The sequence below is a fragment of the Arthrobacter sp. UYEF36 genome (assembly GCF_040547025.1).
In the GTDB taxonomy this organism is placed as follows: domain Bacteria; phylum Actinomycetota; class Actinomycetes; order Actinomycetales; family Micrococcaceae; genus Arthrobacter.
Genome location: NZ_JBEPOX010000008.1, coordinates 208,843 through 234,067, shown reverse-complemented (window position 1 = coordinate 234,067; position 25,225 = coordinate 208,843). Strand labels below are relative to the sequence as shown.

Genomic DNA, 25,225 nt, shown 5'->3' with positions numbered 1-25,225 from the left:
TGCACCCGGGAGGGTGTGGGAGAGTAGGTCACCGCCGGAACATCATTAAACGGTCGAGAGCCCCAACCACACGGTCGGGGCTCTCCCGCATTTAACACCCTCCCTCAGATCCGGTCCCCACACCCCGGACCCTCCCTCACGTCCGGCCAGGGGGGGGCGGGGGTGGGCCACAGAGCGAGGGGTGCCGCCGTCGGCCGGCTCCAGTGGGCCGGAAGCGTGGCCCGGGACCAGCGGGATCTGAGGGAGCAGCCGGGCGGACGCTGCCCCGGAGCCCGCAGGATCTGCGGGACCACCAGCCAGGACCCTGCCCCAACTGAGGGAGCATCTGGGTGGACCCCGTCGCAACTGAGGGAGCATCTGGGCGGACCCTGCCCCAACTGAGGGAGCATCTGGGTGGACCCCGCCGCAACTGAGGGAGCATCAGGGCGGACCCTGCCACAAGTGAGGGAGGGTGTGGGAGAGTAGGTCACCGCCGGAACACCATTAAACGGTCGAGAGCCCCAACCACACGATTGGGGCTCTCCCGCATTTAATGCACCTCTTACGTTCCTAGAGGATCGCCGTCATCGGCCCCCACCCACCACCCAGATCGATCCGGGTGGACCAGTCACCGGCACCGTCGTTCGGGTAGAGCCAGAGTTCCCCGGTGGTGTCGCGGGCGATGACATCAGAGAGGCCGTCGGAATCCATGTCGCCGGGAGCGGTAATGGCATTCATGACGTTCCAGCCCGCCCCAAGGCTCTCCCGCGTGAACCACTCGTTCTGCCCGTTGCCCGGGTAGAGCCACAGCCGGCCACTGGTGTCGCGGGCGACCAGGTCCACGTTGCCGTCGGCGTCGAAGTACCCCGGAGCGACGATGGAGCTCATAATGTTCCAGCCGCCACCCAGGTCAACGCGCTTCAACCAGTCACCGGCCCCGTCGTTCGGGTACAGCCACAGCTCACCGCTGCTGTCCCGGGCAATCAGGTCCGGCCTGTCGTCGCCGTTGAAATCACCCGGGGCCACGATGGAGGTCATCACGTTCCAGCCGCCACCGAGACTCTGGCGCTGGAGCCAGTCGCCGGTTCCCGTGCCCCGGTAAAGCCACAGCTCACCACTGCTGTCCCGGGCAATGACATCGGCATCGCCGTCGCCGTTGAAATCCCCGGCGCTGACGATTGAGGTCATCACGTTCCAGCCGCCACCGAGACTCTGCCGGGTGAACCAGTCACCGGTCCCCGTGCCCGGGTAAAGCCACAGCTGCCCTGAAGCGTCACGGGCGATCACATCCGTGTTGCCGTCGCTGTTGAAATCGTTCAGGCGTGCAGCTACCGGCTCCGTGGTGTCGCCGAGGTCCCGGTAGGAGAACCAGTAGCGCTTGGTCACGTTGTTGCTGGCCAGTACGACCAGGCCGGTGGTGCTGTTGACGCTCTGCTTGCTGGTGGTCACGTCGTTCATGTTGTCGGACGCGCCGTCCTGGATGATCGGAGTGCCGCGTCCGGACTCAAACTCCAGGTCGTCCATGGATGCCGTCTTTTCATAGATGGCGCCGGGGATGCCGGAGTAGGCGCAGCCGTCGACGTCCGTGCCGGGAGCTGTATGGAAGGCATGCACCGTGTTGTGCTCTGAATCGAGGACGATTTGCGGGCGGGACACGCAGTCACCGATGGTGGCGATCGTGGACACCGAGAAGGAACCCGTTCCGGGCTTGAAGACCAGCAGCTCAACCTGGGCCAGGCTCCGGTCCGTTTCGTTGTCGTTGAGGCCGGTCTTGATCGCGGCGAACACCCGGCCGGAGTTGTCGGACTGCAGGGTTTTGAGATTCAGGTGATCGTCGGCGTATTTGGTGCCCTTGACCGCGTCCTGGACTTTCCACGCGGACGTGGCGGTGGGGCTGGTCCCGTCGGTGCGGGTTGCCCAGCGCACGGCGCCTGTAAGTTGGTCACTCCACATGACGCCGATCTTGTTGCTGCTGTAGGCCACGATCGCGGAGATGTCATCCGGCGCCAGGTTCGGGTTGGCGACGGGGATGACGAACGGGGAATTCCAGCTGGTTCCGCCGGGCGCGGAGCGGTTGACGTAGACGGTGTTGGTGAAGTCGCCGGCCGAATCTTCGGAGACCTGGGTCCAGGTGGCCCAGATGGCCCCGGTGCTGTCCTGGTCGATGGTCATCGACTCGCTGCTGTTGTTCATGATCGTGGTCGGAAAGCCGTTGTCCAGGGTGAACTCCCCGTCGGAGTAGCTGTAGCGGTACAGCTTGGCCGGCTGGCCTGAGACTGATGCCGTAGGCGTCGTGTCACCGGTCACCGTGACAACGTGCGAGGCGATGTACAGGTGGGTGCCGTCCCAGAGGGTGTCCGCCAGCGTGTTGGCGCGGGTATCGTTTGTGAGGTCCGTGCTGACCCAGGTTTTTGAGTCAACGTCCAGCTGGTAGATCTCCCAGCCGGTGCCGGTGGTCCACATGTCGGCCCACCAGGATCCGTCGTGCCACCAGAGCTTGCTCTGCGGTTTGTCCGAGGTGGGCGCATTGCTCACGCCGGCGAAGGTGTTGCCCGGATAGCCGTAGTCATCGGCCGCGGTGGCACTGGTGGAAATTCCGAGCACCCCTCCGGCCGTAACTAATGCTATTACTACGACTTTGCTGAGCCAACTGGCGGTACGTTTCATGTTCATCGCCGTTTCTTTCATGCGTTTGATCGCCGTTTCCATGGTGGTCCTGCTGAGATCTCCCGACTCGCGCGGAGCGAGCCACTCTGAGCGGAAGTGCAAAAGAGTCCTTTTCTTTTCTGTAGTTTTCAGTTGTCTTTCATGGCGGAGAAAGAACTGTCATGGAATACGCGATATCCCCCCGGGCGCCAGTTGAACTGCACCCACAATCCCGTTCCCCCCGTACCCTCAGCCACCTCAGGAAACTCCGATGTGCCTGCGGCGCACGTTGATGCTGGACCTCGCCCCAGCATCAGCGCACGCGTCCAGTATCATGACTAAAGAGCTGAAACTCAACGGAAAATGACCGCCCACGCACTGTCCGAGTACGTTCTTCCGGAATAATTCAGGGTTCCCGCGTAGGCTCCCCTCGGGACGCAAGTAGACGTCCGGGAATAGGCCAGTGATTGGAAAAGGGAACCAAGTATTGGTCGCCCGTGACTCGTTTTTCGGTGGCCGGACGCCCATAATTCTGCTGGTCTCCACCGAATTCGCACACTCCGGCGCGTTCGCCGATGCTGGGTTCGGTAGGCTCGATGCAGACCAGCCCGATTACCGCCTTCGCTCAGCCCAAAGGATTTACTTATGACCGCTCGGACCATTGTCATCACCGGAGCCAGCGACGGCATCGGCGCGTCCGCCGCGCGGACGCTGAGCCAACAGGGGGAGCGGGTGGTCGTCGTCGGGCGTTCCGCGGAGAAGACCGGGCGGATCGCGGAGGAGATCGGCGCGGACTTCTTCGTCAGCGATTTCGCCGAGCTGGCACAGGTGCGCCAACTCGCCGCACAGCTGAAGGAGAGGTACCCGCGGATCGACGTCCTGGCCAACAACGCCGGCGGCATTATGGGCCACCGAGGGCTCACCGTGGACGGCCACGAGAAGACCTTCCAGATCAATCACCTGGCCCCGTTCCTGCTCACCACCGAGCTGATGGACGTGCTTACCGCCAGCCGCGCCACCGTCATCAACACCTCCAGCGCTGCGAACTCGCTGTACGGCAAGCTGGACCTCAACGACCTCGAGACGGCCAACAAGTACTCCGCCAACCTGGCCTACGGCAACGCCAAGCTGGAGAACATTCTCTTCACCGCGGAGCTGAACAACCGCTACCAGGCGGCAGGGATCTCGACGGCGGCCTTCCACCCCGGCGTCGTGGCCACCAACTTCGCCGCGGACACCACCAGCCCGTTCCGGTTCATCTACCGGAGTTTCCTCAACCGGTTCATGCTGAGCCCCGAACAGGGCGCTGACACCCTGGTGTGGCTGGCCACGGCCACACCGGGACAGGACTGGATCTCCGGCGCGTACTACGCCAAGCGGGCGCTGGCGAAAGCCAACAAACAGGCATACGACCCGGAGCTGGCCAGGGAGCTGTGGGAGCGCAGCGCGGCAATGGTGGGCGCGGACCTCGACGAGCTCGACCGCCGGCAGTAACCGCCGGCAGTAAGCGCCGGTCCCGCGGGGCTACTGCGCGGTGTCGGCCCTGGCCATCGCCGTCAGTGCGCTCCCCATCGCCCCGGCCAGCCCGCTGGCCGGGGCCGGCCTGGCGAACAAATAGCCCTGCAGCGAGTCACAGCCGCGGTCCATGAGGTACCGGGCCTGGGCCGGCGTCTCGATGCCCTCGGCCGTAACCTTCAGGCCCAGGGCGTGCGCCGCGTCGATCATGATGGCGAAGAACGGCAGCTGTTCCTGGCCGGTCCTGACCATCGCCACCAGGGAACGGTCGATCTTCACCGTGTCCAGCGGCAGCTCCGTGAGCCGGTCCGGAGACACGTAGCCCGTACCGAAGTCGTCCATCGCGATCCGCACCCCGGCCTCACGCAACTGCCGCAGCTGGCGCAGCACTGCCGTGTCCGCCGCGAAGAACGTACTCTCGGTCAGTTCCAGCATGAGCTGGCGCGGGTCCACCCCGGCGGAGGCCACAATCGCGAGCACCTCCGCGGCGAAGTCGCGGTTCTGGAACTGCAGGCCGGAGACGTTCACCGAAACGCTGCACGCGGCGTCGCCGGCCAGCCAGGGCCGGATCTCGGCGCAGGCCCGGCGCATGACCTCGTCGCCGATCTCGCGGATCAGTCCACTTTCCTCAGCCACGGGCAGGAACTGGTTGGGCGGAACCAGCCGGCCGTGCCGTTCCCAGCGCGCAAACGCCTCGAACTGCACCACGGCACCGAGCCCGGGGGACACCACGGGCTGGTATTGGACCGAGATCTGGCCCAGCTCCACCGCCTGCCGGAGCCCGGCCTGGCCGTCGGCCCCGGTGTCCACCTCGGCCGTGATGGCCACGGAGTTCAGCATCTCCGGCCGGAACCGCAGCCAGGCGTTCTTGCCGGTCTTCGCCGCCGTCATCGCCGCGTCGGCCCGCCGGAGCAGCTCCGCGCCGTCGAGCGTCGGAGAAGTCCGGGAGGCCAGGCCCATGCTCACACCCGGCCGGACCAGCGAGCCGCCCACGCGCAGGGGCACGTGCAGCGACTCGGCGATCCGCGCGGCCACCGCCTCCGCGTTGAGGCATTCGGTCAGCAGCACGGCAAACTCGCCGCCGCCGAGCCGGGCCACGGTGTCATGCGGGCGGACGTAGTTCCGCAGCCGTCCCGCGACCTCCACCAGCAGTTGGTCCGCGGCGGAGCGCCCCAGCACGTCGTTGAGGTTCCGGAGGTCATCCAGGTTCAGCAGCAGTACGTCCACCGGGTCCGGGCGGCGCAGCGCCGCGGCGAGGCGAGCGTTGAACAGGGTCCCGTTGGGCAGCGACGTCAGCGGATCGCGCAGCACCCCGGCCCGCACCTGGTCATCGTGCCCGGCGAAGGCGGCGGGAGCGGCCGTTGACGCCGCCAGCGTCCGACGGCGGTGCGCCGCCCCGCCCGCTGTGCTGCCGCCGTCGTCCGGGTGGTTCCCGTGCAGCTCGGCTCGGTGCCCGGCGCCGCGGACGGACACCGCGACGGACGGTGCGGCCGGGCCTGCCCCGGCCCCGGCGGGCAGCAGTGAGCACGTGATGTCGAGCGGGATATCGGTGCCGTCAGCCCGGCGGCCGGAGCCCGTGAAGGGCTTGCCGGGGCGGGGTGCCGAGCCGGACAGCCCGGCGAGGAGCGCGCGGAAGTCTGCGCGGCAGGGTTCGGCCAGGAGCAGGCTGGAGTCCGTGCCCAGCAGCTGCGACCGCGAGTAGCCGAAGAGCTGCTCCGCAGCGGTGTTCAGGTAGGAAATGGAGCCGTCGGGCGCCAGTAGCAGCATCGGATCCGGGCCGTGCTCCAGCAGCAGTTGTGCGAGTCCAGCGTCCATGTGTTTGCCTGCCCCCAAGCCGGTGGATATGGATGGCAGCCGCTCCTGCGGAGAGCAAGGCGGGTTGCGCTCCCTGAAGCATATGCGCAGTAGCCGGTTGCGGCGCGCTGCGCATCATGCCGCGCCCAAGAAGATGCCGCGCGCCCGCCCGGACTGGCGGCTATCCCGGACGCGCGGCCGCCCGGACCGGCGGCTATCCCGGGCGGGAGGCTATCCCGGGCGGGAGGCGACGGCCAGGGCCGCGGCGGCCGCGGCGGTGTTGCGGATGGCCAGCGCCCGGCGGTGCTCCGGCTCGGGGCGGGAGAAAAGGAAGCCCTGCAGGGCATCGCAGCCCTGGGCTATCAGGTAATGGGCCTGTTCCGGGGTTTCGATGCCCTCGGCCGTGACCTTCAAGCCCAGGCTGCGGGCCATGTGGATCATCGAGGTGAGGATGGGCAGCTTCTCCGCCCCGGTGCGCAGCATGGAGACGAAGGACTTGTCGATCTTTACGATGTCCACCGGGAGCTCCTGCAGACGGCCCAGCGAGGAGTAGCCAGTGCCGAAGTCGTCCAGGGCTACCCGGACGCCGGCCCCGCGCAGGCTCTCGAGCTGGTCGATGACGTGGGACCGGGGGTCAAAGAACACGCTCTCCGTCACCTCCAGCACCAGCTGGTGCGGGTCCACGTTGCCCCACTCCGCGATGTCCAGGACGCGTTCGGCGAAGTCCCGGTGCAGCAGTTGCACGCCGGATACGTTCACCGCCAGGGTCCGGGACGGGTCCTCCGCCAGCCAGGGCTGCAGCTCGACGCAGCTGCGCCGCAGTACTTCGGCCCCGATGTCCCGGATCAGGCCGCTGCGTTCCGCGGTCCTGATGAACTCGTCCGGGGGCATCAGCTTCCCCTCGAACTGCCAGCGGGCCAGGGCCTCAAACTGCACCACTTCCAGCAGCCCGGTGGACACCACGGGCTGGTAGTGCACCACAATTTGCCCCAGTTCCACGGCCCGCCTGAGCCCGGCCGTCAGCTGGGTCCGTGCCAGCAGCTCGGCCAGCATCGCCGGCTGGAAGTGGAGATAGCAGTTCTTGCCGGCTTCCTTGGCGGCATACATGGCAAGGTCCGCCTGCCGCAACAGCTCCGAGGACGTCATGGCCCCGGCGCCGCGCGAGGCGACCCCCAGGCTGAGGGCCGGCCGCATGAGGGTTCCCTCGATGGAAAAGGGGGCGTTCAGGGTGGCCACGATCCGTCGGGCCACGGCGTCGGAATCGTTGCAGCCGATCAGCAGGACCACGAACTCGTCCCCGCCGAGGCGTGCCACGGTGCCGTGCGGCCCAACGCACTGCTGCAGCCGGCCCGCGATTTTCACCAGCATCTCATCGCCTGCGTGGTGGCCCAGGATGTCGTTGACTTCCTTGAAATCATCCAGGTCCAGCAGCAGCACGTGCACCGGGTCGCGGGTCAGCAGGGCGGCTGCGACGCGTTCGGTAAACAGGGTCCGGTTGGCCAGCCCCGTGAGCGGGTCCTGGAACGCGAGTTCCTTGAGTTTGTCCGCCTGCTCGGCGAGTTCCGCCAGGGCGCGACGGGCCTGGTCCTGGGCGCGCTGCGTGGAGGTGATGTCGCGGAAGTTCCAGATCCGGCCCACGATCCTGTCCGCGACTTTCTGCGGCCGGGAGACGAGCTCCACGGTGCGGCCATCCTTGAACTCCAGCACATCGCGGCTCTGCTTGAACTTGTCGGCGTAAACGTCCGTGACATTCTGCAGGAACTCCTCCGGATTCACCAGCTGCCGGGAGATGAAGGTGACCAGCGCCGCCGGGTCATCCGCCGCAACCAGCTCCGGCGGCATGCCCCACAACTTGAGGTACTGGTCGTTGATACCGGTGATGAGTCCCTCGTTGGAGATGACGAGAATCCCGTCGGCGGTCGATTCCAGCGTGGCATCGAGCAGCGAGACCGCCAGCCGGCGGCCGGAATCGGTGTCCTCCCGGTGGCTGCCGTCCCGGACGGCAACCGCCATGGCCGGACCGCCGTCGAGCGTCACCAGCGAGCAGGTGATCTCGAGGGACAATTCGCGGCCGTCCCGACGCCGGCCTGCCGCCGCGAACGGCCGGCTGCCGGACAGGCTGCCGCGGCCCAGCCGGCCCAGGACCCGCAGAAAGCCGCCGCGCTCGTCCTCGGAGAGCAGAATGGTGTGTTGTGCTCCGAGCATCTGCTCGCGGGGGTAGCCGAAGAGACGCTCGGCCGCCGCGTTCGCGAAGGCGATGGTTCCGTCGGCGGTCAGCAGCAGGACAGCATCGGGACCCTGCTCCAGCAGGCTTTCTTCAAACCCTGTTCCCACGGCGATACCGGCCCCCCGAAGCGACGGATGATGTGTTGATGGCTGAACCGCGGCGGCGCCGCGGAGAATGCGTTCCTGAATCATAGGGTCAGGGGGTCCTTGTCCAGTACCCCGGCAACCGAAAGTGCCGGGTCATCGCGGCCCGGACACCCGTTCTCCCCGCAGGGCGGCGAACGCGTCGTTGGACCGGGCAATGGCGGACCGCAGGCCGGGCCCGGCCGTCGGGCGGGAAAACAGGAAGCCCTGCAGCGAATCGCAGTCCAGTTTCATCAGGTACGCGACCTGCGCTGCCGTCTCCACGCCTTCCGCCGTGACGGTGAGGCCCAGGCCGTGGGCCATGGCGATCATGCAGCTGAGGATCGGCAGTTTCTCATCGCCGGTGTGGATCATGGACGTGAAGGACTGGTCGATTTTCAGGGTGTCCACGGGGAGCCCCTGAAGCCGTCCCAGCGAGGAGAAGCCGGTACCGAAGTCATCCAGTGCCACCCGCACGCCGGCGTTCCGCAGGGCGCTGAGCTGCTGGATCACGTGGCAGTCGTCGACGAAGAAGACACTTTCGGTGACTTCGACGACCAGCTGCCGTGGTTCCACGCCGGTGTTCCTGGCGACGGCCATCAGCAGCTCGGCGAAGTCCCCGTGCTGCAGCTGCACCCCGGAGACGTTGATGGCGAGGGCGCGTTCTGAATCTTCCGCCAGCCAGGGTTTCAGCTCGGTGCAGGCCCTCAGCAGTACCTCCGTGCCGATCTCGACGATCAGGCCGCTGCGCTCCGCCGCCGGGATGAACTGCGCCGGCGGGACGGTGCCGCCGTCGCGCTCCCAGCGGGCCAGCGCCTCAACTTTCACCACAACGCCGCTCCGGGCCGAGACGATGGGCTGGTAGTGCACGGTGATCTGGCCGGCGTCCACGGCCAGCCGCAGCCCGGCCTCCAGCTCGGTGCGCTCCACGAGGGACTTCATCATCGCCGGGCGGAACCGCAGGTACCGGTTCTTCCCGGCGGTCTTCGCGGCGTACATCGCGATGTCGGCCCGGCGCAGCAGCTCGGAGGCGTCCACGGCATCCTCGCTGATCGACGCCAGGCCCAGGCTGAGGCTCGGGCGCAGCATGGTCCCGTCGATCCAGAGCGGCACGCGCAGGGATGCGACGATCCGATCGGCAACCGCGTCAGGGGCCAGCGAACCGACCAGCAGCACCACGAACTCGTCACCACCCAGGCGTGCTACAACGTCGTTCGGGCGGACACACTCGCGCAGGCGGCGGCCGACCTCGATCAGCAGCTGGTCCCCGGCGTGGTGGCCCAGGATGTCGTTGACTTCCTTGAAGTCGTCCAGGTCCAGGAGTAGGACGTCGACGGCGGTGCCGCACGGCCCGCGCAGGGCTGCTTCGAGGTGGTCGTTGAAGAGCTGCCGGTTGGACAGGCCGGTCAACGGGTCCTGGAACGCGAGGGCCTTGAGCTGGGCGGCCTGCTCGGCAAGATCGGCCAAGGCCTGGGTGATCCGGTCCTGCGCGATCCGGGCCGGGGTCACGTCGCGGAAACTCCAGACCCGGCCGACCACCCGGTCCGCGACCTTCTGCGGGCGGGAATAGCGTTCAAAGGTGCGGCCGTCACGGAAGTCCAGGACGTCGTGGCTTTCGGCGTCCGGATCGGCGTAGAGCGCGGTGATCTTTTCGACGAACTGCGCGGGGTCCACCAGCTGGTCCAGGACGAAGCCCATCACGGCCTCGTCGTCCTGGGTGGCCAGCAGCTCCCGCGGGACGCCCCACATGGAAATGAACTGGTTGTTGACGCCGGCGATCCGGCTATCGCCGCCGACCACCAGAATGCCGTCGGCCGTGGATTCCAGCGTGGCGCTGAGCAGGGACAGGGCTTCGCGGAGTCCCGCGTCCGCGGCGAGCCGGTGCGAGGTGTCGCGGACGGCGACGGCCATGCTCATCGGGGCGCCGTCGGAATCCTGGACCAGCAGCGAGCAGGCCACTTCGCCCTGGAACTCGGTGCCGTCGCGCCGCACCCCGTAGGCCTCGGCCGGCGGGAGGCTGGAGGTGGCTGGGTCGGGGCCGGCGTCTGCCTCGGACTCGGCGTCGGACTCTGCGACGGGGCCGGCGTCGGCCTCCTTGCGGAGGGCGAAGAAGAGCCGGTGGAAGCCGCTGCGGAAGCCTTCGGCGAGGAGCATGCGGTGGTCCTGGCCCACGAGCTCCTCACGGGTGTAGCCGAACATGCGTTCCGTGGCGGCGTTGACCAGGCGGATTGTGCCGTCCTCGGAGATCACCAGAAGGGCATCGGGGCTGGATTCCAGCACCGCCTCGACGGCGGGCGGCGGGTACGAGGAATCCGTCACGGTGCCACCGCCGTAAGAGTCTGAGACCACCGGTAGTTCATATAGAGTCCTCCCCTCAGGAAATCATAGGGGCCTCACGGCTGGGCGGTGACCACATGCGCCCGGCGTTTCAGCGGCTGGGTTTCGGCGGCGGCGTTTTAGCGCCCGGCGTGTCAGCGGGGCCGGGATGGTGTCAGCGGGGCGGGATGCGGGGTCCGGCCAGCGGGTCCCGTCAGCGGGTGCGGTCGGCGATGGCTGCGCCGGCAGCGGTTGCAGGGCCGGCCGGGACCAGCGGGTGGCCTGCGGCATGGCCTGGGGTGGTCGCCCGGCCCCGGCCCAGGCCGCGGACCGTCCAGCCTTCCGCTTCCCAGACGGCGGCGTCGACGACGTTCCGGGCGTCCAGCAGGGTCCGGCGACGGACCAGCGCCCCGGCGACTGCCGGTTGGAGCGAGGTGTACTCGTCCCATTCGGTCAGCAGCAGCACGAGCTCAGCCCCTTCGAGGGCAAGGGACGTGGACGGCTCGAAGCGCAGCTGCGGAAAGCGGAGCCACGCATTGTTGGTCGCAGCCGGGTCCGTCACCGTGACATGCGCGCCGGCCGAGGCCAGCTGGAGGGCCACGGCCAGGGCAGGGGAATCCCGGATATCGTCCGTGTCCGGTTTGAAGGCCGCCCCGAGCACGGTGACCCGGCGGCCGCCGAGCTGGCCGCCGCACAGTTCCCGGGCCAGCCCGACAGTGCGGGAACGCTGGTCCTGGTTGATGGAATCCACCACCGCCATCCACCGATCCACCGAATCCACGCCCAGACCCGCAGCCTGGACCCGGAGGGAGCGGATGTCCTTGGGCAGGCAGCCGCCGCCGAAGCCCAGGCCGGCATGGAGGTACCGGCTGCCGATGCGCGGATCAAAGCCCATCGCCGTGCCCAGCTGTTTCACGTCGGCGCCCGTCGCGTCGCAGAGCTCGGCCATGGCGTTGATGAAACTGAGCTTCGTGGCCAGATACGCGTTCGACGCCGACTTGATCAGTTCCGCCGTGGCGAAGTTGCAGACCAGCCGCGGAATCCCGGCGGCAAGCAGGGGTTCGTAGACGGCATCGAGGGCTGCGGTGACCGCTGCGCCGGTGATGGGGCTGGTGGCGGACGGACCAGTCCGGGTGGGGCCGTCCTCGGGGACGCCGTAGACCAGGCGGTCCGGGACTAACGAGTCCTTGACCGCGGTTCCCTGGCGCAGGAATTCGGGGTTCCAGCCCAGGAGCACGTCCTGCCGCGGCGACAGTACACGGGTGAGCATGTCCACCGTTCCGACCGGCACGGTGGACTTGCCCACCACGGCGGACCGTGCGGCCAGATGGGGGAGCAGCGCCTCCGTGGCGGCGACGAGGTAACTGAGGTCGGCGCCGTCGGAAGTCTTGGACTGCGGTGTGCCCACGCAGAGGAAATGCAACTGGGCGCGGGCGGCGTCGGCGAAGTCCGTGGAGAAGCTGAGCTGGCCGGTGGCGATGCCGTCTCGCAGGAGTTCGTCCAGCCCCGGTTCGAAGAACGGTGCCGCGCCGCGGCCCAGCTGCTCCACCTTGGCGGCGTCGACGTCGATCCCCACCACGGTGTGGCCCATCGAGGCGAGGGTGGCCGCGTGCACGGCTCCCAGGTAACCGCAGCCGATCACGGAAATTCTCACAGGGCGACTCCTTGAGGGGTTGTGCTGGGAAGGTCGGCGGCGAGGACCGCCTGGTAGTGCTGGACCAGCTCGGCGCCGAGGGCGGACCACGTCCTGCCCTGGACCGAGGCGTAGGCTGCCGCTGCGAACGCGCGGCGCTTGGCGTCGTCGCCCATCAGGTCCACCACGTGGGAGCGCAGCGCGGCCAGGTTCCCCGGCTCATACAACCAGCCGGTGCGGGAGTTCTCGACGAGGTCCAGGGGGCCGCCGCGGCCCGTGGCGACCACCGGCACGCCCGAGGCCATCGCCTCCTGGATGGTCTGGCAGAAGGTTTCGAACTCGCCGGGGTGCACGAAGAGATCGAAGGACGCCACCGCGCGGGCCAGCTGCTCGCCGCCGAGGAACCCGGTGAAGACCGCGCCGGGCAGGGCGTCCTCGAGGGCCCGCCGCTGGGGCCCGTCGCCCACAATCACCAGCCGGGTGCCGGGGACATCGGCCAGCGCGGCGAGGTCCTGCACCTGCTTCTCGACCGCGAGCCGGCCCACGTAGCCGATGATGCGCCCGCCGGCCGGGGCGACGGCGGCCCGCCATCCGGCGTCGCGCTTGGCCGGGGAGAACCGTTCCGTGTCCACGCCGCGCCGCCACATCTCGACCCGCGGAATGCCGCGGCCGCGGAGCTGGTTGAGCGCGAAGCTGGACGGGGCGAGGGTCCGGGAGGCGAGCAGGTGGATGTTCTCCACCCGGTTCCAGGCCCAGTTCTCCAGGAACGGGACACCGTACCGGCCGGCGTAGCCCGGGACCTCGGTCTGGTAGATGGCGATGGTGGGGATCCCCAGCTGGTGGGCGGCCTGTGCTGCGCGCCAGCCGAGCACGAACGGCGACGCCAGGTGGACCACGTCGGGCGCATACTCGGCAAGGATTCGCTTGACCCGGGAGACACCGCCCATCGCCACCCGGACGTTCGCGTAGCCGGCCAGCGGAACCGAGGGCAGCCGGTGGACATGCGCCCCGGAGACCTCGTTGGGGGTCTCCGTGTCCTGCGTGGAGGGCGCGATCACGAGCACCTCGTCTCCGCGCTCCTGCAGATGCTCCAGGACCCGCAGGATCGAGTGGGTTACCCCATTCATCAGCGGCAGGAATGACTCAGCAACAATTGCGATCCTCACCCCTCCACAGTGCGGGGGCAGGCTGTCGGCGCGGGGTGAGGGGGATGGCGCGGGAGGGAAGAGTGGGTTAACGGGGCGTGGTTCGGGGCTGGGGGCGCTTGGTCCACTGGACATGCCCTCCGTGCGGGCCGAGGGCTGGACATAATCCCCATATGCCCACGCGTTGCAGCGAAGAATGAGCATGTCCACCGCGTATAGCGGCCATTTGTGGCAAACGGTTAGTGCTATTGCGGTCCCAGGAGCTCGCGGGCCTGCCGCTGGGCCTCGAGCTGTTCTGCGGTGACCGTGGATCCGCGGAGGAACCCGGCGTCGCCGATGATCCGGCGGAGCTCGGCCACGGTCCGCGGGGTGCCCACACTCTGGTGCGCCATGGCGTGGCAGTTGGCGCAGAGCGGGACGAGGTCGGTGATGGGATCGAGTTCGTAGCTGCTGCCCAGCTGGGAGACCGGGACGAGATGGTGTACCGGGATGAAGTCCATGCCGATCTCGCCGTACGTCTGCTCGAACGAGAAGCCGCAGGCCGCGCAACTGCTGCCGTGGTTCGCAATGCAGGCCCGCCGTGCGTCGGGGTCCTGTTCGTAGCGGTTCACCACGATCCGGGTGACTGCATTCTGCGGGTAGCTGCCAGGTCCGGGCCGGGTGGGGTCCAGGCCTGGCGGGGGCCCGAAGTCTTGCCAAAGTGCCCGGATGGTCGCTTCCTCGGCCGGCTCAACGCTCAGTCCGATGGCATCATCGCTGTCCCACGGCACCCCGGGCACCGCCTCCGTGAGCACGTCGACGGCGATCTGCTCACCGGGCGGCAGGAAGGCATCGAAGGCGACCTGCACATACATCGGAGCCTCATCCGGCGCGGCCTCCGCTGGGAAGAGCGAGTGCGGCCCGGCTTCGGACTGGACGGAGACCACGACGCCATGGCCGATCAGTCCCCGGCCGTGGTCTCCCTGCAGGAGCAGCCAGGCGTCCGTACCTGCGCTGATATTCCGGTGGCGTCCCACGCTCCAGCGCTCAAGGTGCAGCCCGGTCGCGGCCACGCGCTCAACGGCGTCGGCGTAGTTCCAGTCATTCCAGCGGTCCGGGTTCCAGCCCAGGATGATGGCGGTCATCTGGCCATTCTCGCAGGAGCGGACCGGAGTAAAATTGATCTTAGAGGTGTTGGACATGACCGGGTCCTTTGTGGTTCTGCTGATTATCCTGGCTGCGGTTGCCGTGGTCGCCATCGTCGGCACGGTGGTGCTGGTGGTTCGCGACGGCCGCGGGCGCATTCCGGTGGAAAAATCGGACCGCCCCTGGACTGCGGGGAACCTGCCGAGCCTGCCGTACTCCCTGGTCCGCTTCTAGCCGTGGCCCTCAAATGGGCCATGGGCCGCAAACGGCCGCTGAGCAAGGATGCTTAGCGGCCGCTTGTGGCACATGGCAGGGCCAGCGGCCCCCACCAAGCTCCGCACACAAATAAAGCTGGTGCAGCCGCTGCGTTTCCGCGATGCGACTGCACCAGCAGGTAGTACGAATTTTCGGATTGCTATGAAACGTTACTCATTCGCGGCTCCCTTTTTCCCGGTTGTTTGATTACCGGGTTTTTGCGTCGTCAGCCAGATGCCTCGACATCAGCCAACCGGCGCCGACCATTGCCAGGCCGATGATCATAAAGGCCCAGACGTCCATGGCGTTCAGCGACAGGAAGTTGGCCGCCGACGCCTCCCCAACAATGAGGCCGTAGACGCTAAGGACGATGTACAGCAGGCCAAAGCCCATCAGGAAGTTCCGGGCACCCATGGGGTTGTTCCGGGACATGGCCAAGCCGGTGGCGCCGATCGCGAGCTGAACAATGTTCAGCAGCATCGATACCTGGAACACGCCCAGGAACATGGCCGAGGAAGCCGGTCCAAGGAACGCCAATTCGCTGTACTGCGTGGTGATGACCGGGATGAACCCCAGGATGCCCACGACTATCAGGACGATACCTGCACCCATGCCGACGTTCTGGACGTCCGTCCGTCCGAAGTGAACGCCGTGTGCATGTGGAGATGCGGTAGTCATTTTTCTGCCTCCAACCACTGATTGCGGACACTCCAATTTTACGGCGGAGTAGGGAAAAAAGCGCCGGCAAGGAGGGCAGTTGAATTCATCCCGGATCCCTGCGATATGGGCAAAATCCCGGCCAAATCGGCCGGTTGAGCCTGTCGGAACGGGCAGGAACCCCGGCACGTGGCACCATGGAACACGATGAAACTGCGCGCTGATCAGACCGGGGAACGTGGACTTCCGATGCCGCTGTGGCTGCAGGGAGCCCTTGAGTCCGCGCAGGCAGCCATTATCTCCGCCCTGGTGGTGGCCGCCCCGATCCTCGCCGTGTGGGCCACTGCCGGTTTCCTGAACGGCGCACCCGACGCCCTGGCCCGCCTCGCCGGCCAGGCCTGGCTGCTGATCCATGGCGTCCCGCTGCTGCTGGACATCGTGGAAGTAGGCTCCGCGGCCGCCCATCCGCAGTCCGGCGTCCTTTCGCTTACCCCGCTCGGACTCACCCTGATCCCGTTCCTGCTGGCCTGGCGCGCGGGCCGGCGGCTGGCCCGGGCCTCGTACACGGACCAGCTTTGGCAGGCTCTGCTCGGCTCCTGGCTGATGTACGCCGCCTTCGGTCTGACCACCGGCTTTGTCTGCCGCACGGACGACGTCGGCGTGGGCCTCTGGTCCGCCGCCCTCATCCCGCTGATCCCGTTCGGGCTCGGCATGGTGATCGGCGCCCGCCGCGAGGCCGGTTCCTGGAGCCGCCTGATCGGCGTCGACGCCGTGGACTGGCTCGCCCGCACCAGCCAGCATTCACGCTGGGCCGGCTCCTACCTGGGGTCGGCGGTCAAGGCCGGATTCGTGGCGCTGCTGGCGGGCCTGGCGATGTCCTGCGCGCTGCTCGCCGCCACCTTCTTCATCCACTGGAACCTCGCGGTCGCGGTCTATGAAGCGCTCGACGCCGGAGCAACGGGAGGTGCCATGCTCACCATCGCGCAGCTCGGCTTCCTGCCCAACCTGGCGGTGTTCGCGCTCGCCTGGATCTCCGGTGCGGGCGTCGCACTGGGCGTCGGCTCCCAGGCCGGGGCGCTGGGCACCGCCGTCGGGCCGCTGCCGTCAATCCCGGTGTTCGCGGCGCTGCCTGCCGGGTCACTGGACTTCGCGGTGGCGGCGCTGGTGGTGCCGGTCCTCGCCGGAACCCTGGCCGGCTGGTGGTTCCTGCGCGAAGGCGAAAACCACTTCGACGAATGGCTCTCGATCAAGATCCACACCCGCTGGTTCACCGCCACGGTCTCCACCCTGGCGCTCGGCGTGATGGTCGGCAGCGTCGCCGGGCTGCTGGCAGCGGGCCTGGCCTGGCTGGCGAGCGGCTCCGCCGGGATCGGACGGCTCACGGAGATCGGGCCGGACCCGCTCCGGACGGCACTGTTCGTGGCCGCGGAGGTGGGGATCGGCGTCGTGATCGGTTACGCTGCCGGACCGTGGCTGGAACGCCAGCAGAAGCTGCGCGAAGCGGACCTGGAGACGGCGTCCGTCTGACGCCGGGCGGCGGTTAGCGGAACCGGCCTCAGCGGAACCGCGGCAGCGACTCTTCCAGCTGGGTCTGGCACATCGAGGCGGCCTGCTGGGTGAGGGCCTGGCGGCTGCACTGCTGGTAGTCCCGGACCTGGTTGAAGAACAACGCCGAGGTCACGAGCAGCAGCACCTGCACGGCCAGGACCACCATCCCCGAAATCGTCCCGAACAGCACGAACTTCGATTCCTTGAGCCTGGCGTACCGGACCAGTACCATGATGCCCAGCACGATCGCGGCCACCGTCAGAAGTGCGCTCAGCCAGAGATAATTGATGTCCAGCTGGTAGACGAAGAACGACCCCAGCACCGCCACAACGAAGCTGCGGAACAGATTATGGGTCTTGGCCTGCGAGGCCTTGGCCGCGTCGCTGAGCGGGTGCTTGCCTTGCGGCTGGCCGCCCTTGCTGCCGGCGGAGTCGTTCGGGGGATTCATGGTTTCCAGCCTACGCGAGCGGCCCCATAAGCTAGGACAATGCGCATCGTAGTCCTCGTCTCCGGCACCGGCTCCAACCTCCAGGCCGTCATCGACGCCGTGCACGAGGGCAGGCTCGACGTCGAGATCGCCGCCGTCGGCGCGGACCGGCCCGGAACCTACGGGGTGGAGCGCTCGGCCGCCGCCGGAATCCCGACCTTCGTGGCGGACTTCAAGGCCTACCCGGACCGGGCTGCCTGGAACGCCGCGCTCACCGACGCCGTGGCCGCGTACTCGCCCGACGTCGTTGTGTCCTCAGGGTTCATGCGGATCGTCAGCGCGGACTTCATCGACGCTTTCGGCGGCAAATACCTCAACACCCACCCGGCCCTGCTGCCCTCGTTCCCCGGCGCGCACGGGGTCCGCGACGCGCTGGCCTACGGTGTGAAAGTCACCGGCTGCACGGTGCACTGGGCCGACGCCGGGGTGGACACGGGCCCGATCATCGCCCAGGAAGCCGTGGCGATCGCGGACGGCGAGACCGAGGAGTCCCTGCACGAGCGGATCAAGGTGGTGGAACGCCGGCTCCTGGTTTCCACCCTGGCCTCCCTCGCCGCCGCGGACACCCCCGCACACGCGTAGCGCACCCCGGGTTGCCTGCACACCGAGGCGGGAGCGGGCGGCTTAGGCGAGGTGGCGCTGTTTGGTCTCGGGGGCGAAGAACGCCATCCACAGCACACTCAGCAGCACCAGCACCCCGGCAATGGCGAACGAGGTCGCGAGGCCCAGCTCCGGCCAGAGGAACGCCGCGAAGATCAGCGGTCCGAAGCCGGCGCCGAGCCGGGAGAACGTCGAGGCCCAGCCGAAGCCCGAACCGCGCAGCTCCGTCGGATACAGCTCCGAGACATAGGCGTAGAGCACCGGGATGGCCACCTGGACCACAAAGCCGAACACCAGCAGCCAGAACACGGCCGCCGTCGGGATGTCCACCACGATCGCCACGATCACCAGGGTCAGCGCGGACAGCGGGCCGGTGATCGCCAGGATCCATTTCCGGCCCACCCGCTCCACCAGCAGTGCGGCCACCACCACGCCCAGGAGTCCGACGGCGGCCATGGAGGCGGTGGTGAGGAAGGCCTTGTACTCCTCGAAGCCGGCGCCGATCAGGATCCGCGGCATCCAGGTCAGCGACAGGTAGTAGACCAGCAGGATGCTGAAGAACAGCGACCAGGCCGCCGTCGTGATCTTCCAGTCGTACTGCCAGAGCAGGCGCAGCTGGGTCCAGGCGCTGCCGGCGGAGAGCCGCGGCGCGTCCTGCGCCTCGGGCAGGCTGTAGACGCGGGGCTCGGCCCCGGTCGCCGCGACGAGGTCATCGATCACCTTGGCGGCTTCCTCCCGCCGGCCCTTGCGGATCAGGAACAGCGGGGATTCGGGAACGCTGCGGCGGACCCAGAACACCAGCAGCGCCGGCAGCACCATCACCAGCATGGTCAGCCGCCAGTCCCCGTACAGGGCCACGAGCCCGGCGGACACGAAACCGCACAATGCGGCGCCGATCGGCCACCAGCCGTCCATCGCGGTGAGGACCTTGCCGCGCTGCTTGCGGGGCGTGAACTCGCCCACCAGCGCGTAGTCCACCGGGATGCAGCCGCCCAGGCCGAAGCCGGCCATAAAACGGAACGCGACGAACCAGAGGAAGTCGGGGGAGAAAGCGCCGAGCACGGTGAAGAGCGAGAAGATCAGCAGGGTGGCCGTGAAGGCCTTCTTGCGCCCGATGGTGTCCGCGATGGTGCCCCAGATGAAAGCGCCCAGGGCCATGCCGATCAGGTTCGAGGCCCCGATCCAGGCAGCCTCGCCGGGGGTGAGGGACCAGTGCTTGGACAGCAGCGGGATCAGGATGCCGTTAAGCGTGACGTCCCAGGCATCGAACATAAAGCCCAGGCCGCCGATCAGGAAGATCCGGCCCTGCACTTTCCAACGCCACGGCAGTTCCTGGACCACCTGTTCGCCGCTGGGCACAGTGGTGTACGTATTCATCTCAGCCTCCTGGGAAAACTCTACGTGGCCCGGGGTGCAGGTGCGGTGCGCTTCATACTCCGGCGCGCGGGAAGGCCCGGCGCGCTGACGCGATAAACTGGCCGCATCCCCACCACCCGCGGCCCCGCCGCGATATAAGACGGAGACTTTTGTGAGCTTCACGCCGCTTGACCGTGTATCCATCGACCGTGTTCCCATCCGCCGGGCCCTGATTTCGGTCTACGACAAGACCGGTCTGGAGGAGCTCGCGCGGGGCCTGCACGACGCCGGCGTCAAGATCGTCTCCACCGGCTCCACCGCCAAGAAGATCGCCGCTGCGGGCATCCCGGTGCAGGAAGTCGAAGAAGTCACCGGCTCCCCGGAAATGCTCGACGGCCGGGTCAAGACCCTGCACCCGCGCGTCCACGGCGGCATCCTCGCCGACCGCCGCGTCCCGGCCCACATGGACACGCTCACGTCCATGGACATCGAACCGTTCGACCTCGTCGTCGTGAACCTCTACCCCTTCGTGGAAACGGTGAAATCGGGCGCTGCGCAGGACGACGTCGTCGAGCAGATCGACATCGGCGGCCCCGCGATGGTGCGCTCCGCCGCGAAGAACCACGCCGCCGTCGCGATTGTGGTGGACCCGTCCTCGTACCACGACGTCGTTGCCGCCGCCGCTTCCGGCGGCTTTGACCTGAAGACCCGACGCCGGCTCGCCGCCAAGGCCTTCGCGCACACCGCCACCTACGACACCGCCGTGGCCAGCTGGACCGCGAGCCAGTTCCTCGACGAGGACGGCGACGGCGTCATCGACTGGCCCGCCTACGCCGGCCTGGCACTCGAACGCTCCGAGGTGCTCCGCTACGGCGAAAACCCGCACCAGCAGGCCGCCCTCTACGTGGACAAGGCCGCCCCGGCGGGCATCGCGCAGGCCGACCAGCTGCACGGCAAGGCCATGAGCTACAACAACTTCGTCGACGCCGACGCCGCCCTGCGCGCCGCGTTCGACTTCGCCGAGCCCGCCGTCGCGATCATCAAGCACGCCAACCCCTGCGGCGTGGCCGTGGGTTCGGCCTCCGCAGCGGACCCCATCGCTGACGCGCACGCCAAGGCGCACGCCTGCGACCCGGTCTCCGCGTTCGGCGGTGTGATCGCGGCCAACCGCACGGTCACCGCCGGCATGGCCAGGACCGTCGCCGGCATCTTCACGGAGGTCGTCATTGCCCCGGGCTTCGAGGACGAGGCCGTGGAGATCCTGTCCAAGAAGAAGAACATCCGCCTTCTGGCCCTGCCCGAGGGCTACGGCCGCTACCCCTCCGAAATCCGCCAGGTCTCCGGCGGCGTGCTGGTGCAGATGTCGGACCGGGTCGACGCCGAGGGCGACAACCCGGCCAACTGGACCCTCGCCGCCGGTGCGGCCGCCGATGCCGTCACCCTGGCCGATCTCGCCTTCGCCTGGACCGCCTGCCGCGCGGCGAAGTCCAACGCCATCCTGCTGGCAAACCACGGTGCCGCCGTGGGCATCGGCATGGGCCAGGTCAACCGGCTCGATTCCTGCAAGCTCGCCGTCGAGCGCGCCAACTCCCTGGGCGTGAGCGTGGACTCTGACGTCGAGGGCGCCGGTGGTGCAGCCGGTCCGTCGACGGCAGAGGCGAGCGGTGCGCCCGAGCGTGCGCGCGGCGCCGTGGCGGCGTCGGACGCGTTCTTCCCGTTCGCAGACGGCCTGCAGATCCTGATCGACGCCGGCGTCCGCGCCGTCGTCCAGCCCGGCGGCTCGGTCCGCGACGAGGAAGTCATCGCCGCAGCCAACGCCGCGGGCATCACGATGTACTTCACCGGCGCGCGGCACTTCTTCCACTAAGGGCTCGCGCCGAGTCCCCTCGGGTTTTGCTGTCCCGCGTGGGGTTCCGCGCACCCTGCTTCAGCACGAGTGGACATGCCCTCCCTTTACCGGAGGGCATGTCCATTTTTCGTGGCTGCGGATGGGCACATTGGGACTATGTCCATGCTCTGAGCGTTGCGGGGGATATGTCCCGTGGTGTGGGGGAGGATCAGGATCGCGCGGAGTCCCGGGCCGGGGGACATGCTCTTTGTTCGAGCCAGGGACTGGGCATGTTGGGACTATGTCCAGTGCCAGGCCTGTGGATTGGGCATGTCCAGGCTTGCGGGGGACATGTCCCGTGGTCCGGGGGCGTGCCGGGAGGACATGTCCAGCCAGCCGGGCCCGGCCCCTGACCACACGGCAACGCGGGGCCACCCGGTCCCATCCCCGCTGCTGGAGATGGGCCTCGAGTGACCCCGCGCTGGTGTGCGTCTGCTGGGTGCAGGAAGCGCTACCTAGGAAGCGGCCGCGGTGCTGTAGGCCTGCTGGATGACGGAGCCCCAGTACGGGCCGTACATCGTGGTGGACTTGCTGCCGTAGCCGTAGCTGTTGACCGAGTTCTGGTAGCCGGTCGAGCTGGAGCCGATGAACCACGGGCCGCCCGAGGATCCGCCGGTCATGTTGCAGGGGATGCCCTGGGAGTTGAACTGCGGGTTGTAGGGATCGTTCGTGGCGGTGCCGCTGCAGCTCTTCAGGGATTCACCGTTGAAGGGCCGTGCTGCGGGGTAGCCGAACGCCTTGTAGCTCAGGCCGCGGGCGGCGTTGAACTCCAGGCCCGAGGCCCCCACGACGTCCGAAAGCGTCTGGCCGTTGAGCGGGTTCATGACCGCGAAGCCGGTGTCGTACATCATGTCGCCGCCGGAGCTCCACTGGGTGGGCGCGTGGAGGGACTTGGCCGTCCACATGCCGTAGGGAGCGGATCCGTTGAGGTAGGCCGGGACAAAGGTGAACTTGGTGGCGAAGGCGCCGGGACCCTCGTTGAGGCAGTGCCCGGCCGTGGAAACGGTGCTCTTGTTCGTGGAGGAGACCGAGTTGCCGGAGCAGACGTAGTTGGAGCCGCCCAGGGTGAAGAAGACCTTGCCGATGTGCTTGACCGGGGTTTCGCTCGCGTTCGCCTTGCTCTGGATCTCCTTCGCCTGCAGGCTCGGCGCCTGGGACTCCACGGTGGTCGGCGCTCCCGCTTCCGCCGGGCGGTTCACGGCGGCCTTGGAGTTGGCGCTCCTCTGCATGGCCTTCTCGGCCAGCACGTCGCCGGGGATGGCGTTGCGCATCCGTTCTTCCGTCCAGTACTCCGCTCCGCCGGTCTCGACGACGGTGTGGCTGCTGACCCCGGACGTTTCCGTCGGCGCGTTGCCGGGTGCCGGGGCGGCGGTCGCTGCGCCCGCGGCGCTCAAAGCCAACAGTGCCGCGGCCGAGAGGCTGAGGAGGCTGGTGGCCAGAGTTTTGGGTGTTCTCATGGTTGTCCTAACCGGTGGAATGCGGTGCGGCCTCCGGTGGTGGCCGCTGTGATGGGAACGAAACTACGGGACTTTGACGGGCCTGTAAAGCATATTGTCAATTCTTGTCACGATATGTTGCTGGCGTCACGGAGCCGGTGGCGTACGACGCCGGTAGGCGGCAACCCTACTCCCTCGGGTAAGTTAGGGGTGTTGAATTGGCACAAAATTCCGGAAATACCCAGACCTTCAGGGAGACGCCCGAGCAATGGCAAAGATTATCTATACCCACACCGACGAAGCGCCGATGCTGGCCACCTATTCGTTCTTGCCGATTGTTGAAGCCTTCGCTTCGACGGCCGGTGTGGGAGTGGAGACCCGCGACATTTCGCTGGCCGGCCGCATCATCGCCGCGTTCGGCGACTACCTCACCGAAGAGCAGCGCGGCACTGACGCCTTGGCTGAACTTGGCGGCCTCGTGAAGAAGCCCGAAGCCAACATCATCAAGCTGCCGAACATCAGCGCCTCGACGCCGCAGTTGAAGGCCGCCATCGCGGAGCTCCAGGGCCAGGGCTACGCCCTCCCGGACTACCCGGACAACCCCTCCTCGGACGAAGAGACGGACATCCGCTCCCGCTACGACAAGATCAAGGGTTCCGCCGTTAACCCGGTGCTGCGTGAAGGCAACTCCGACCGCCGCGCACCGCTCTCGGTCAAGGCCTACGCCCGCCAAAACCCGCACAGCATGGGCGCCTGGACCGCCGAGTCCAAGACCAACGTCGCCACCATGGACGCCGATGACTTCCGCTCCAACGAGAAGTCCGTGGTCATCAAGGCTGACGGTAAGGTCAAGATCCAGCTGGTCAAGGAGGACGGTACGGTCAAGATCCTCAAGCGGGCCTTCCCCGTGCTCGCCGGCGAGATCATCGACGGCACCGTGCTTCGCGCCGCCGCCCTGGACGCCTTCCTCGCAGCCCAGGTTGCCCGCGCCAAGGAAGACGGCGTGCTGTTCTCCGCCCACCTCAAGGCGACCATGATGAAGGTCTCGGACCCGATCATCTTCGGACACGTCGTCAAGGCCTACTTCGCCGAGCTCTTCAACACCTACGGCGCCCAGATCGCCGCCGCCGGCCTGAGCCCCAACAACGGCCTGGCCTCGATCCTCAACGGCCTCGAGGATCTCCCCGAGGAGATCCGCGGCGACGTCGAGGCGGCCATCAAGAAGGGCCTGAACGACGGCCCCGAGCTGGCCATGGTCGATTCCGACAAGGGCATCACCAACCTGCACGTCCCCTCGGACGTGATTGTGGACGCCTCCATGCCGGCCATGATCCGCAGCTCCGGCCACATGTGGGGCCGCGACGGCCAGGAAGCCGACACGCTCGCCGTCCTTCCGGACAGCAGCTACGCCAGCATCTACCAGGTCGTCATCGATGACTGCCGTGCCCACGGCGCCTTCGACCCGACCACCATGGGCACCGTCCCGAACGTCGGCCTGATGGCGCAGGCCGCCGAGGAATACGGCAGCCACGACAAGACCTTCGAGATCCAGTCCGCCGGCACCGTCCAGCTGGTTGACGACGCCGGCACCGTGCTGATCGAGCACCAGGTCGCCCCGGGCGACATCTGGCGCGCCTGCCAGACCAAGGATGTTCCGGTCCGCGACTGGGTCAAGCTGGCCGTCACCCGCGCCCGCGCCTCTGCCATGCCGGCGATTTTTTGGCTGGACAAGGGCCGCGCCCACGACGCCCAGATGATCGCGAAGGTTGAGGAGTACCTCAAGGAGTACGACACCGAGGGCCTGCAGATCGGCATCATGTCCCCGGAGGAGGCCACGGCTTTCACCCTGGAGCGCATCCGCAAGGGCGAGGACACCATCTCGGTGACCGGCAACGTGCTGCGCGACTACCTCACGGACCTTTTCCCGATCCTGGAACTGGGCACCAGCGCCAAGATGCTCTCGGTGGTGCCGCTGATCAACGGCGGTGGCCTCTTCGAAACCGGCGCCGGTGGCTCTGCCCCGAAGCACGTGCAGCAGCTGCTCAAGGAAAACCACCTGCGCTGGGACAGCCTGGGTGAGTTCCTGGCTCTCGCCGTCAGCTTCGAGCACCTGGCCACGTCCACGGGCAACGCCCGCGCACAGATCCTGGCCGACACCCTGGACCGCGCCACCGGCACCTTCCTGCTGGAGGACAAGTCCCCGAAGCGCAAGGCCGGCGAGCTCGACAACCGCGGCAGCCATTTCTACCTGGCCAAGTTCTGGGCCCAGGAACTGTCCCGCCAGGCCGACGACGCCGAGCTGGCAGCGGCGTTCGCTGCCGTCTCCGGCGCGCTGGACTCCGCAGAGGAGACCATCCTCGGCGAGCTCCTGGCCGTCCAGGGCTCCCCGGTGGACCTCGGCGGTTACTACCACCCGGACGAAGCCAAGGTCACCGCGGCCATGCGGCCCTCGGCGAAGTTCAGCGACGTGCTGTCCATGCTCGGCTAGTTCCGCCG

At 67.8% G+C, this 25,225-nt stretch carries 17 protein-coding genes; 6 read left to right on the top strand and 11 right to left on the bottom strand.

The window, feature by feature from the left end:
* Positions 1 to 549 precede the first annotated feature (549 nt).
* Positions 550 to 2,652: an FG-GAP-like repeat-containing protein gene (locus tag ABIB29_RS13675; protein ID WP_354173340.1), complete on the bottom strand. Its 2,103-nt coding sequence runs from the start codon at positions 2,650 to 2,652 to the stop codon at positions 550 to 552.
* 618 nt (positions 2,653 to 3,270) lie between these two features.
* Between ABIB29_RS13675 and ABIB29_RS13670 the strand changes: the two genes are divergently transcribed.
* Entirely contained in the window at positions 3,271 to 4,119 is an 849-nt protein-coding gene (locus tag ABIB29_RS13670; RefSeq protein WP_354173339.1) for an SDR family NAD(P)-dependent oxidoreductase, read from the top strand.
* A gap of 30 nt (positions 4,120 to 4,149) precedes the next feature.
* Here ABIB29_RS13670 and ABIB29_RS13665 read toward each other — a convergent pair whose 3' ends face one another.
* The 6 genes from ABIB29_RS13665 to ABIB29_RS13640 all read right to left on the bottom strand — a co-directional run bounded on the left by ABIB29_RS13665 (position 4,150) and on the right by ABIB29_RS13640 (position 14,558).
* A complete protein-coding gene (locus tag ABIB29_RS13665) occupies positions 4,150 to 5,955 on the bottom strand; it encodes a sensor domain-containing protein (RefSeq protein WP_354173338.1) in 1,806 nt (601 codons plus the stop codon).
* A 210-nt stretch (positions 5,956 to 6,165) separates the two neighbouring features.
* The gene (locus ABIB29_RS13660) at positions 6,166 to 8,352 is read right to left on the bottom strand and encodes a putative bifunctional diguanylate cyclase/phosphodiesterase (RefSeq protein ID WP_354173337.1); all 2,187 of its coding nucleotides are present in this window, start codon (positions 8,350 to 8,352) and stop codon (positions 6,166 to 6,168) included.
* A gap of 48 nt (positions 8,353 to 8,400) precedes the next feature.
* Complete coding sequence (locus ABIB29_RS13655) at positions 8,401 to 10,632, bottom strand: EAL domain-containing protein (protein WP_502915608.1); 2,232 nt, start codon at positions 10,630 to 10,632, stop codon at positions 8,401 to 8,403.
* Between the two features lie 181 nt (positions 10,633 to 10,813).
* Positions 10,814 to 12,253, bottom strand: a complete 1,440-nt coding sequence (locus tag ABIB29_RS13650) for a UDP-glucose dehydrogenase family protein (RefSeq protein ID WP_354173336.1) — start codon at positions 12,251 to 12,253, stop codon at positions 10,814 to 10,816.
* On the bottom strand, positions 12,250 to 13,398 hold the full coding sequence (locus ABIB29_RS13645) for a glycosyltransferase family 4 protein (protein ID WP_354173335.1): 1,149 nt from the start codon (positions 13,396 to 13,398) through the stop codon (positions 12,250 to 12,252). Before ABIB29_RS13645 ends, ABIB29_RS13650 begins: the two co-directional genes overlap by 4 nt.
* A 224-nt stretch (positions 13,399 to 13,622) precedes the next feature.
* Complete coding sequence (locus ABIB29_RS13640; RefSeq protein WP_354173334.1) at positions 13,623 to 14,558, bottom strand: HNH endonuclease; 936 nt, start codon at positions 14,556 to 14,558, stop codon at positions 13,623 to 13,625.
* Between ABIB29_RS13640 and ABIB29_RS13635 the strand changes: the two genes are divergently transcribed.
* Complete coding sequence (locus tag ABIB29_RS13635) at positions 14,557 to 14,736, top strand: hypothetical protein (protein ID WP_354173333.1); 180 nt, start codon at positions 14,557 to 14,559, stop codon at positions 14,734 to 14,736. The two genes, ABIB29_RS13640 and ABIB29_RS13635, sit on opposite strands and share 2 nt — an antisense overlap.
* A gap of 228 nt (positions 14,737 to 14,964) precedes the next feature.
* On the opposite strand, the gene ABIB29_RS13630 is transcribed toward ABIB29_RS13635, so the two are convergent.
* Complete coding sequence (locus ABIB29_RS13630; RefSeq protein ID WP_354173332.1) at positions 14,965 to 15,435, bottom strand: DUF4383 domain-containing protein; 471 nt, start codon at positions 15,433 to 15,435, stop codon at positions 14,965 to 14,967.
* Between the two features lie 186 nt (positions 15,436 to 15,621).
* On the opposite strand from ABIB29_RS13630, the gene ABIB29_RS13625 reads away from it, so the two are divergent.
* Complete coding sequence (locus tag ABIB29_RS13625) at positions 15,622 to 16,941, top strand: cell division protein PerM (protein WP_354173331.1); 1,320 nt, start codon at positions 15,622 to 15,624, stop codon at positions 16,939 to 16,941.
* A gap of 28 nt (positions 16,942 to 16,969) precedes the next feature.
* Here ABIB29_RS13625 and ABIB29_RS13620 read toward each other — a convergent pair whose 3' ends face one another.
* Complete coding sequence (locus ABIB29_RS13620) at positions 16,970 to 17,410, bottom strand: hypothetical protein (RefSeq protein ID WP_354173330.1); 441 nt, start codon at positions 17,408 to 17,410, stop codon at positions 16,970 to 16,972.
* Positions 17,411 to 17,449: 39 nt separating this feature from the next.
* Between ABIB29_RS13620 and purN the strand changes: the two genes are divergently transcribed.
* Entirely contained in the window at positions 17,450 to 18,031 is a 582-nt protein-coding gene (gene purN, locus ABIB29_RS13615) for a phosphoribosylglycinamide formyltransferase (protein ID WP_354173329.1), read from the top strand.
* Between the two features lie 42 nt (positions 18,032 to 18,073).
* Here purN and ABIB29_RS13610 read toward each other — a convergent pair whose 3' ends face one another.
* Positions 18,074 to 19,426, bottom strand: a complete 1,353-nt coding sequence (locus tag ABIB29_RS13610) for an MFS transporter (protein ID WP_354173328.1) — start codon at positions 19,424 to 19,426, stop codon at positions 18,074 to 18,076.
* 151 nt (positions 19,427 to 19,577) lie between these two features.
* Here ABIB29_RS13610 and purH point away from each other — a divergent pair, with 151 nt between their 5' ends.
* Entirely contained in the window at positions 19,578 to 21,272 is a 1,695-nt protein-coding gene (gene purH, locus ABIB29_RS13605) for a bifunctional phosphoribosylaminoimidazolecarboxamide formyltransferase/IMP cyclohydrolase (RefSeq protein WP_354173327.1), read from the top strand.
* A gap of 476 nt (positions 21,273 to 21,748) precedes the next feature.
* Here the strand turns inward: purH and ABIB29_RS13600 are convergent, their stop codons facing one another.
* On the bottom strand, positions 21,749 to 22,750 hold the full coding sequence (locus ABIB29_RS13600) for a trypsin-like serine peptidase (protein ID WP_354173326.1): 1,002 nt from the start codon (positions 22,748 to 22,750) through the stop codon (positions 21,749 to 21,751).
* Positions 22,751 to 22,997: 247 nt separating this feature from the next.
* Here ABIB29_RS13600 and ABIB29_RS13595 point away from each other — a divergent pair, with 247 nt between their 5' ends.
* Entirely contained in the window at positions 22,998 to 25,217 is a 2,220-nt protein-coding gene (locus ABIB29_RS13595; protein WP_354173325.1) for an NADP-dependent isocitrate dehydrogenase, read from the top strand.
* Positions 25,218 to 25,225: the final 8 nt, after the last annotated feature.